The sequence below is a fragment of the Desulfobacter curvatus DSM 3379 genome (assembly GCF_000373985.1).
Classification (GTDB): domain Bacteria; phylum Desulfobacterota; class Desulfobacteria; order Desulfobacterales; family Desulfobacteraceae; genus Desulfobacter; species Desulfobacter curvatus.
On sequence record NZ_KB893057.1, the window covers coordinates 120,128 to 130,220 of the forward strand.

Annotated in this window: 11 protein-coding genes and 2 tRNA genes; all 13 read left to right on the top strand. The window is 48.2% G+C overall.

Annotation, left to right across the window (positions count from 1 at the left end; genetic code table 11):
- The 13 genes from B147_RS0112845 (at position 1) to B147_RS0112905 (ending at position 9,747) form a co-directional block, all read left to right on the top strand.
- Positions 1 to 597, top strand: coding sequence for a uracil-DNA glycosylase (locus B147_RS0112845; protein WP_157237876.1), 597 nt, complete (start codon positions 1 to 3; stop codon positions 595 to 597).
- Entirely contained in the window at positions 569 to 1,483 is a 915-nt protein-coding gene (locus B147_RS0112850) for a tyrosine recombinase XerC (RefSeq protein WP_245569010.1), read from the top strand. The genes B147_RS0112845 and B147_RS0112850 overlap by 29 nt, the downstream gene beginning before the upstream one ends.
- Positions 1,484 to 1,559: 76 nt before the next feature.
- Positions 1,560 to 2,108 carry an ATP-dependent protease subunit HslV gene (gene hslV / locus B147_RS0112855; protein ID WP_020587609.1) on the top strand — a complete coding sequence of 183 codons (549 nt, stop codon included), beginning with the start codon at positions 1,560 to 1,562 and terminating at the stop codon, positions 2,106 to 2,108.
- Positions 2,109 to 3,470 (top strand): ATP-dependent protease ATPase subunit HslU, encoded by a 1,362-nt coding sequence (hslU, locus tag B147_RS0112860; protein ID WP_020587610.1) that lies wholly within the window; start codon positions 2,109 to 2,111, stop codon positions 3,468 to 3,470.
- Positions 3,467 to 4,351 (top strand): acetylglutamate kinase, encoded by an 885-nt coding sequence (gene argB / locus B147_RS0112865; protein WP_020587611.1) that lies wholly within the window; start codon positions 3,467 to 3,469, stop codon positions 4,349 to 4,351. Before hslU ends, argB begins: the two co-directional genes overlap by 4 nt.
- A gap of 17 nt (positions 4,352 to 4,368) precedes the next feature.
- Complete coding sequence (locus B147_RS0112870; RefSeq protein ID WP_020587612.1) at positions 4,369 to 5,565, top strand: aspartate aminotransferase family protein; 1,197 nt, start codon at positions 4,369 to 4,371, stop codon at positions 5,563 to 5,565.
- Complete coding sequence (gene argF / locus B147_RS0112875; RefSeq protein ID WP_020587613.1) at positions 5,562 to 6,476, top strand: ornithine carbamoyltransferase; 915 nt, start codon at positions 5,562 to 5,564, stop codon at positions 6,474 to 6,476. Before B147_RS0112870 ends, argF begins: the two co-directional genes overlap by 4 nt.
- Before the next feature lie 49 nt (positions 6,477 to 6,525).
- Positions 6,526 to 7,905: an argininosuccinate lyase gene (argH, locus tag B147_RS0112880; RefSeq protein WP_020587614.1), complete on the top strand. Its 1,380-nt coding sequence runs from the start codon at positions 6,526 to 6,528 to the stop codon at positions 7,903 to 7,905.
- 98 nt (positions 7,906 to 8,003) lie between these two features.
- The gene (locus B147_RS0112885; protein WP_245569011.1) at positions 8,004 to 8,345 is read left to right on the top strand and encodes a hypothetical protein; all 342 of its coding nucleotides are present in this window, start codon (positions 8,004 to 8,006) and stop codon (positions 8,343 to 8,345) included.
- Complete coding sequence (gene folK / locus B147_RS0112890) at positions 8,332 to 8,877, top strand: 2-amino-4-hydroxy-6-hydroxymethyldihydropteridine diphosphokinase (RefSeq protein ID WP_020587616.1); 546 nt, start codon at positions 8,332 to 8,334, stop codon at positions 8,875 to 8,877. Before B147_RS0112885 ends, folK begins: the two co-directional genes overlap by 14 nt.
- Entirely contained in the window at positions 8,861 to 9,505 is a 645-nt protein-coding gene (gene fsa / locus B147_RS0112895; protein WP_020587617.1) for a fructose-6-phosphate aldolase, read from the top strand. Before folK ends, fsa begins: the two co-directional genes overlap by 17 nt.
- A gap of 89 nt (positions 9,506 to 9,594) precedes the next feature.
- A tRNA-Gly gene (locus B147_RS0112900) sits at positions 9,595 to 9,669 on the top strand.
- A gap of 3 nt (positions 9,670 to 9,672) precedes the next feature.
- A tRNA-Cys gene (locus B147_RS0112905) sits at positions 9,673 to 9,747 on the top strand.
- Positions 9,748 to 10,093 lie beyond the last annotated feature (346 nt).

Here is a 10,093-nt window from a genome sequence, read left to right on the forward strand (position 1 = left end):
ATGGATGATTTTAAGGGTACGGCTGCCCAAAATTCAGACTGCGGTCATGGGGTTGTCCAGGCGCTCAATGCGTTAAGCCAGTTTCTGAAGCTTCAAAAGAGTTTGGGAAATCAATCCATGACCCTGGGGCCGGATGCCTTACATATCCTTGACACATGGGGAACGCCTTCGTGGCCGCCCCCGCCATTTGCGGCCCAGGGGCCAGAAGGTGCGCGGATCGTTTTGGTGGACAGTGAGGGCACCTTTTTTGAGGGGCCGTCCGGCAATCTTTTGGTAAAGATACTTGCAGCCATGAATCTTACACCTTCAGATGTGTATATCTGCAATTGTGCAGACAACGCGTTGCTTTCGCATCATCTTCTGACGCACAAACCTGTTGCCGTGGTGGCATTAGGAGAACAAGCCTGCCGGATGATGAAAGGCACGGATGATCCCCTGACAAAAATTCGGGGGCATTTTTTTCAATGCCGCGGGGTACCGGTCATGGCCACCCACCACCCGTCAATGCTTGTGAAAAACCCTGATTTGAAACGCCAGGCTTGGGACGATCTCAAACAGGTCATGGCCTGTGCCGGACTGGACCGCCATGATTCTTGACGACTATCTGATCACCCTGGAAGCCGAAAAAGGGTATTCCGCCCATACGCTTCGGGCTTATTTTACGGATTTAAAAAGCTTTATTCTTTTTTATCTGGATACCTGCAACTGCAAGGAAGAAAATTGGCAACAGGCCTTTGAAATAAGGGTTCAACAGGTGGACAAGATGATTGTGCGCAGATATCTTGCCGCCCAGACCGCCTTGAAAAAAAGTAAAAAAACCCTTTCAAGGCGGCTGTCTGCCTTAAAATCTTTTTTTGATTACCTGGTTAGGGGCGGGGTGATCGGGTTGAATCCTGCGGATACCATCCCTTTTCCAAAACTTGAGAAAACCCTTCCCAAGGCCATGGGTATTGATGATATTTTCAGGCTGTTGAACACCATGAAAAATGATACCTGGATGGATAAACGCAATCTTGCCATGTTTGAGACTTTTTATTCCACAGGTATGCGAATCGGTGAACTTCACATGCTTAATATCCAGGACATTGATTTTCATGCCGGGCTGATTCGGGTCCTGGGCAAGGGAAATAAATCGCGCATCATGCCTGTGGGCAGGCGCGCCCTTGATGCCGTTCAAGCCTATCGGGCCGATCTCAAGGAGAATTTTTCTGCCGTATTTCTAAATAAAGATTTTGGACGGCTCGGCAGACGTTCCATCCGGCGCATTCTTGATAAGGTGGTCATGGAGTGCGGCTTAGGCTTAAAAATATCACCCCACACCCTGCGGCATACCTTTGCCACTCATATGCTGGATTCCGGTGCGGATCTTCGGGGTATTCAGGAGATTCTAGGTCATGCCAGCCTGTCCACCACCCAGGTGTATACCCATGTGAGCATGGATCGCCTGATGGCGGTATACGACAAAGCCCATCCCCGACGGTAAACATTTTATAAAATTAAAAACCCAGACTGTTGGCTGCATTTCAGCGGCGAACAGAATCAGGAGAATTGGATATTATATGGATAATGAACAATTTCACGGCACCACAATTCTTGCCATTAGAACCAGAGACATGGTAGTGGTTGCAGGTGACGGACAGGTGACGCTAGGGCATGTTGTAACAAAACATAAAGCCCGCAAGGTCAGGCGGATTTATAACAATCGGATTATTACCGGATTTGCAGGCGCCACAGCCGATGCCCTGACCCTGGCCGAAAAGCTTGAGGAGAAATTGGATCAGTACAGTGGCAGCTTAACCCGGGCCTGTGTGGAGCTTGCCAGGGAGTGGCGCACGGACAAATATCTTCGCCGCCTTGAAGCCATGATGATTGCAGCGGATAAAGAAAACCTGTATCTTCTATCAGGTAACGGGGATGTGATTGAACCCGATGAAGGTGTGATCAGCATCGGGTCCGGCAGCACCGCAGCCCAGGCCGCAGCCGTGGCTCTGATTGAAAATACGGATCTTGCACCGGTGCAGATTGTGGAAAAAGCCATGAAAATTGCCGCAGATATCTGTATATATACCAATCACCATGTAACTATAGAAACCATTGGAAATGATTGAATGAAGGATCTAAAACCCCACCAAATTGTAACGGAACTGGATAAGTACATTGTCGGCCAGAACGACGCCAAAAAATCAGTGGCTGTGGCTTTAAGAAATCGATGGCGGCGCCGACAGCTGGAACCGGATCTCCAGGATGAGATTGCACCTAAAAATATCATCCTCATCGGCCCCACAGGGGTTGGTAAAACCGAGATTGCCCGTCGTTTGGCCAATTTGACCGATTCCCCTTTTTACAAGGTGGAGGCTTCCAAATTCACCGAGGTTGGATATGTGGGCCGGGACGTGGAATCCATGATCCGGGATCTGGTGGAGCTTACCGTAAACATGCTCAGGGGCCGTCAGCAAGAGGCTGTTCAGGAAAAGGCAGTCAAGATCGCCCGGGAGCGGGTGCTTGATATCCTTTTGCCTTCCCGGAAGGACAGTCCGGCATTCGGGCTTGATACGGGGGATGCGTCTGAAAAGCCAGATGAGAAGCCCTCCGAACATACCCGGGAAAAGCTTGGTAAGATGCTTGATGACGGCAAGCTTGACGATCGTAAAATAGATATTGATGTCCAGGAAAAAAATATGCCCATGGTGGAAATTTTTTCAAATGCCGGCATGGAGGAGATGGGTATCAATATGAAGGATATGCTTGGCAATTTCATGCCTAAAAATACCAAGAGCCGCAATGTAAAGGTCAAAGAGGCCCTTGCCCTGATTGCCCAGGAGGAGGCTGCCCATCTGGTTGATATGGAAGAGGTGAAAACCGATGCTATTACCATGGTGGAGCAGTCCGGTATCATTTTTATCGACGAGATCGACAAGATTGCGGGCAAAGACAAGAGCCACGGACCTGAGGTGTCTAAAGAAGGCGTGCAAAGGGATCTTTTGCCCATTGTGGAAGGCAGTTCGGTGCCCACCAAATACGGTACCGTGAAAACAGATCATATCCTGTTCATTGCTTCGGGTGCTTTTCATGTGTCCAAACCCTCGGATCTTATTCCGGAATTGCAAGGAAGGTTTCCCATTCGGGTGGAACTTTCCTCGTTGGGGGCATCTGAATTCGCCCGTATTCTCACCGAGCCTAAAAATGCCCTGGTGCTGCAGTATATTGCATTGCTGCGCACCGAAGGGGTTCATTTAAGCTTTACCCAGGGGGCGGTGGAGAAAATTGCCCAGATTGCCGTTGAGGTGAATGCATCCATGGAAAATATCGGTGCAAGGCGGCTGCATACGCTCATGGAACGGTTACTTGAAGAAATTTTATTTGATGCGCCGGATGTCGAGGAGACCCGCATCAACATTGATTCTGATTTTGTTGAAAAGCAGTTGTCAGATATTGCCAGGAACCAAGACTTAAGCAGGTATATCCTATGAAAAATACTGTTGCAGACATATTGATAGAGGCTTTGCCGTATATCCGGAAATTTTCCGGAAAAACCGTGGTGATCAAGTATGGTGGACACGCCATGGTGGATGAAGATTTGAAAACCAATTTCTCCAAGGACATCTGCCTGCTTAAAACCATTGGGGTTAATCCGGTGGTGGTCCATGGCGGTGGTCCCCAAATTAATGAGGTACTCAAAACCATGGGGATTACCTCCACTTTTATCAAGGGCATGCGCTACACGGACGATGCGACCATGGATGTGGTGGAAATGGTTCTGGGCGGCAAAGTGAACAAGGATGTGGTGTCCCGGATCAACTTGGAAGGCGGAAGGGCCGTGGGCCTTTCGGGCAAGGATGCCGGACTGATTCTGGCCGAAAAAATGACCATTTATCACCAGGAAGATGAAAGCAAGCCGCCTGAGATTATTGATCCGGGTATGGTGGGGGATGTGTCCAGTGTAAATCCTGAAATTATTCATACGTTGAGCACTAAGGGTTTTATCCCCATTATTGCGCCGGTGGGGGTGGGCAGTAAAGGCGAAACCTATAATATTAATGCGGATGTTGTGGCGGCAAGGATTGCCAGTGCCTTGAATGCCGAGCGCCTTATTCTCGTTACGGATGTGGACGGGGTTCTGGATAGTGACAAGGCACTTATCTCATCGGTGAACGAACCCCAGGCCCGGGAGATGATCCGGGATAACCGGATTTCAGGGGGCATGATTCCAAAGGTGGAATGCGGACTTTCCGCCTTGAACGCCGGCGTTAAAAAAGCCCATATCATTAACGGGAAAATTGCCCATGCTGTGCTGCTTGAGCTGTTTACGGATTCAGGTATCGGCACTCAGTTATTTGCAGGTGACATTTAAAGATAAGGAAATATAAAATGAGCATTGAACTTACCCAGGATCATGTGTTTCAGACCTATGCTCGCCAGGGTCGGCCCTTTGTCAAAGGAGAGGGCTGCAAACTTTATGACGATCAGGGCAAAATATATACCGATTTTCTGGCCGGCATTGCCGTATGCAACCTGGGGCATTGCCACCCGGACATTACCGCAGCCATTTCTGCCCAGGCCGGCACGCTGGTGCATGTGTCCAATCTGTTTTACACAATGCCCCAGGCTGAGCTTGCAAGGGCTTTGACGGAAAAATCCTTTGCTGACCGCATCTTTTTTGCCAATTCAGGGGCTGAAGCCAACGAGGCTGCCATTAAACTTGCCAGGCGGTTTTTCCAGGCAAAGGGGGAGACCGACAGGTTTAAGATTGTGACTATGCAGCAAAGTTTTCACGGTCGGACCATGGCCACTTTGTCCGCCACGGGCCAGGACAAAATCAAAAAAGGGTTTTATCCCTTGCTGGATGGGTTTGTCCATGTGCCCTTTAATGATATTGAGGCATTAAAAGCGGCTCTTGATGATACGGTGTGTGCGGTAATGATGGAACCCGTGCAGGGGGAGGGCGGTGTTATTCCTTCCGACCCCAAATATATCAAAGCCGTAAGGCAGCTTTGCACGGATACCGGCACCCTGTTGATTTTTGATGAAATTCAGACCGGCATGGGCCGCTGTGGAACATTATTCGCCCATGAATCCTATGGTGTAACACCCGACATCATGACCCTTGCCAAAGCGCTGGCCAATGGGGTTCCCATCGGTGCCATGCTGGCCACCGAAGAGGCAGCATCGGGCTTTGAAATGGGCAGCCACGGGTCAACCTTTGGCGGTACCCCCCTTGCGACGGCCGCGGCCCTTGAGGTGGTTCGGTTAATATCTGAAGATGGTTTTCTGGCATCGGTGTGCGAAAAAAGCGCCTATTTTCTGGCGCAGCTGAATGGTTTAAAAGAAAAGCATAAAAAAGTGGTGGATGTCAGGGGAAAGGGGTTGCTTATTGGTATGGAACTTGATGTTTCCAAAGGGAAAACCGCTTCAGAGTATATGGCTGAGTGTTTCAAAAAAGGCTTTATTATTAATGCGATTCAAGATAAAATTCTTAGATTTGCACCACCCTTGATTATAGGGACCGCCGAAATTAATCAGCTGGTTGCCGTACTGGATAACCTGCTTGCAGGAGAAGACCATTGAAGAAGGATTTACTGTGTTTACTGGACCTTGAACCCCAGGATTTTACGACCCTGTTTGAAAGGGCCTTAAGCTTGAAGGCGCGTTACAAAAAAGGTATTTTTGACGCCCTTTTGGCCGGCAAAACCCTGGGCCTTATTTTTGATAAGAAATCTACCCGGACCCGCATTGCATTTGAGACCGCCATGATTCAGCTTGGCGGACACTCCATATATATGAGTACCCAGGATACCCAGATATCCCGAAATGAGCCGGCAAAGGATACGGCCCGGGTTCTATCCCGGTATATTGATTGTCTGGCCATGAGAACTTTTGACCATGCATTGGTGGAAGAATTTGCCCAAAGTTCTACGATTCCGGTGATCAATGCACTGACGGACGCCTTTCATCCCTGCCAAATTTTAAGCGATATCATGACCGTGATTGAACATAAAGGCGGGTATGAAAACGTCAGGATCGCCTGGGTCGGTGATGGTAATAACGTGGCCAATTCATGGGTCAATGCTGCGGCCGTACTGGGACTGGAGTTGATCGTGGCCTGTCCGGACGACCACCATATCAAGCCCGAGATCATATCCGCTTCCGGGGCAGACACAAAGAAAAATATTGTGTTCACCAATGATCCCAAAGAGGCTGTTAAAGGTGCCGATGTTGTGTATACCGATGTGTGGGCCAGCATGGGTGAAGAAGATCAGCTTGAAGGCCGGCTTAATGCATTCGAGGGATTCCAGGTTAATGAAGAACTGCTCAGCGGTGCCAAGGACGACTGTCTGGTACTTCACTGCCTGCCTGCCCACAGGGGGGAGGAGATCTCCGAATCTGTCCTTGAAGCACAAAATGCGGCATTCTGGGATCAGGCGGAAAACAAACGGCATATGCATAAAGCCATTTTAGAGCGCTTGATTCTATCATAACGGTCTTGGCGCCTAATGAAAAAAAGGAACTACATAGGAAGAAAAGATAATGAGTAAAAAACTATGGGGCGGCCGGTTTGTCGAATCCACAGATAAATTGATGGAGGCGTTTAACGCATCCATAGACGTGGATAAACGCCTCTATGAGAGCGATATAAAAGGAAGTCAGGCCCACCTTGAAATGATGGAAAAGCAGGGGATTATCTCATCCGAAGATGCTGAAATTCTGGTCCAGGGCCTGGATACGGTGAAGACCCGGATTGATAACAATGAGATGGCATTCACCGACGCCCTGGAAGACATTCACATGCACGTGGAGGAAAATTTAGGGGATGTCTGCGGCGCTGTGGCCAAGAAACTTCATACGGGAAGAAGCCGTAATGATCAGGTGGCACTGGATGTGCGTATTTATCTTAGGGAAGAGACCTTAAACCTGATCCGGATGCTCAAAGATTTCCAGGCCGCTCTGGTGACCCTTGCCGATGCCAACAAAAAGACGGTGATGCCCGGATATACCCATATGCAAAGGGCTCAGCCCGTATTGTTCGCCCATCACATGCTGGCATATTATCAGATGTTCAAGCGGGATATGGAACGTTTGGAAGATTCCATGACGCGTCTGGATGTGATGCCCCTTGGGTCGGCTGCACTGGCCGGCACCGGTTTCCCCATTGACCGGGAATATACCTGCCAGGTTTTAGGCTTTTCCCGGGTATCGGAAAACTCCATGGACGCGGTGTCTGATCGTGATTTTATCATGGAATTCATTTCCCATGCGTCCATTTGCATGATTCATCTGTCCCGGTTGTCCGAGGAACTGATTTTATGGTCCACCTCGGAATTTGCATTTATTACCATTTCAGATGCCTTTACCACAGGTTCTTCCATCATGCCCCAGAAAAAAAACCCGGATGCATGCGAACTTGTCAGGGGTAAAACAGGGCGTGTGGTGGGCAATCTCATGGCCATTTTAACCGTCATGAAATCGTTGCCCATGGCCTATAACAAGGATATGCAGGAAGATAAGGAACCATTATTTGATACCGTTGATACCTTAAAAATATGCCTGGATGTCTATACCCGCATGTTTTCTCATATTGATATTCACAAGGATCGGATGCGCGCGGCCTGTATGACGGGGTTTTTAAATGCAACGGATTTTGCCGATTACCTGGTTAACAAAGGAGTTGCCTTTAGAACCGCCCATGGTATTGCCGGAAAAGCCGTAAATTTTGCCCTGGATCAAGGAAAGGAATTGGACGGTTTAAGTTTTGAAGAGATGCGTTCCTTCAGTGATCTCATTGAAAAGGATGTTTATGACTTCATCAGCCTGGAGGCCATGGTGGCCCGGCGCAACTCTTATGGCGGAACAGGATTTGATAACGTCGCCGCGGCTGTAGATGTGGCAAAAAAGGAGCTTGGCCTTTGAACCGGATATTTCAGCGTTTATTATCATGTCTTTTTTTTGCCTTGTTGGGCGCAGGTATACTTTTTACGGCATCAGGGTGTGGTAAAAAAGGGCCGCCCGTGCCTCCAACTAAGGATGTTGATATTCCTGCGGCCCCCACGGACTTGAAATATACGCTCAAGGATCGTGATATGACCCTTACGTGGACATGTGCCTCTTTGCAGGATCAGGAACACGGACCGAAGGTTGAAGGGTTTGAAGTGTTCATGGCCACCAAACCCCTGGATGGTTGCCAAGGATGTCCCTTTATGTTCAAATCCCTGGGCGTGGTTCCCATGCCCAGGAAAAGCTTTATATATACCCTTGATCAGGAACTTCATTATTATTTTAGGGTTCGGACCCTGGGACATGACGATATAAAAAGTAAGGTATCGGAAACTCTGTATATTGAATTTCCCTGATACATTAACCCTGACGCCTGCATTTTTGAGCATCGGTGCAAATGTGGGAAATAAGATTGCCAACATTGGCCTGGCCATCAGGCGCCTTGGGGAAACAGACGGGATTTTTATAGAGGCTTTGTCAAAATTTTATAAGACAGCACCCCAGAATTATGCGGATCAGGACTGGTTTGTGAATGCAGCTATTAAGATTAACACGGCTTATTCTCCACAACAGCTTTTAGAGGTGCTGCAAACCATTGAAAAAGAGCAGGACCGGGACGGCAAGCCCTTCAGATTTGGTCCCCGCAGGATTGATTTGGATATTATTTTTTACGGCCAATGTGTGATGAACACAACGACGCTTGTGCTTCCCCATCCCCGAATGCATGAGCGCCTCTTTGTATTGAAACCCCTTTGCGACATAGATAAAAATCTGGTTCATCCGGTAAACGGCTTGACCGTGGGTGAACTGTTTAAACAAATTAAAACAGATGAAAGCCAGGCAGTAATTGCCCTGGCCAAGGAGGAGACTCGTGAAATTTTTTATTGACACAGCCAATATTGAACAGATCAAGGATGCCAATGATATGGGCATGGTGGATGGTGTGACCACCAATCCTTCCCTGATTGCCAAAGAAGATGGCGAGTTCAAAGATATCATTGCACAGATCTGCAACATTGTTGATGGTCCTGTTTCCGCAGAAGTGATCAGTCTTGAGTATGAAGGTATGGTATCTGAAGCCCGGGAACTTGTAAAAATTGCCGATAACATTGCCGTGAAAATCCCCATGACCGTGGAAGGGCTTAAGGCGGTTAAAACATTATCCGCCGAAGGCATTAAAACCAATGTGACCCTGGTGTTTTCAGCGCTCCAGGCCCTGATGGCGGCCAAAGCCGGAGCAACCTATGTCTCGCCCTTTGTGGGTCGCCTTGATGACCTGGCCCAGGAAGGCATGGGGCTTATCGAGGAAATCGTTCAGATTTTTACCAATTATGACTTTGACACACAGATTATTGTGGCATCGGTGAGAAGTCAGCTCCACGTGCTGCAGTCGGCCTTGATGGGTGCGGATATTGCCACAATCCCCTATGGTGTGCTTAAGAAATTGGCCGCACACCATATGACCGACAAGGGCATTGAGTCCTTCCTTTCAGACTGGAACAAAAAGAATAAATAGTATGTGGTATTGTTGAAAAAATAAGGATGTTTTTAAAATTGTCATTGACAAAAGCAGCACATCCCTCTATAAGTATTTCCTGTTGCTGAGCGGGAATAACTCAGTGGTAGAGTGCGACCTTGCCAAGGTCGAAGTCGCGGGTTCAAATCCCGTTTCCCGCTCCACATGGCGGCTTAGCCAAGGGGTAAGGCGACGGCCTGCAAAGCCGTTATTCCCCGGTTCAAATCCGGGAGCCGCCTCCAACCCAGATTTTTAGGGCTTAGAAGAATTCTTTTCTTCTGAGCCCTTTTTTTATTTGGGCTCTCCTTAAGTGGTGGTCTGGAAAAGATCCCGGATCACCTGTCTTAAATCCTTTTTTTAAAACACTTCATTATAAAATTTTTTTTATGGAGAAGAAACTTATTTTTAAAGAAAGGTAACCTCTAAAAACAAAAAAACCTCGTCGGTGGGCGCCGAAGAGGTCCTTCTGTAGAAGCTTGTATCTTCTAAATTGAATACTTTCAATTTAGAAGATAACTCGAAAAAAGAGTTGTGTCAAGCGATCGGTGAAGTGTTCAGTGCTGACGCATAAATAATAAAAGGTCGGCC

Bases quoted from the DNA above. Each gene is read 5' to 3' on its own strand.
- B147_RS0112845 (WP_157237876.1), top strand. From the start codon at position 1: ATGGATGATTTTAAGGGTACGGCTGCCCAAAATTCAGACTGCGGTCAT.
- hslV (WP_020587609.1), top strand. From the start codon at position 1,560: ATGGATAATGAACAATTTCACGGCACCACAATTCTTGCCATTAGAACC.
- hslU (WP_020587610.1), top strand. From the start codon at position 2,109: ATGAAGGATCTAAAACCCCACCAAATTGTAACGGAACTGGATAAGTAC.
- argB (WP_020587611.1), top strand. From the start codon at position 3,467: ATGAAAAATACTGTTGCAGACATATTGATAGAGGCTTTGCCGTATATC.
- B147_RS0112870 (WP_020587612.1), top strand. From the start codon at position 4,369: ATGAGCATTGAACTTACCCAGGATCATGTGTTTCAGACCTATGCTCGC.
- argH (WP_020587614.1), top strand. From the start codon at position 6,526: ATGAGTAAAAAACTATGGGGCGGCCGGTTTGTCGAATCCACAGATAAA.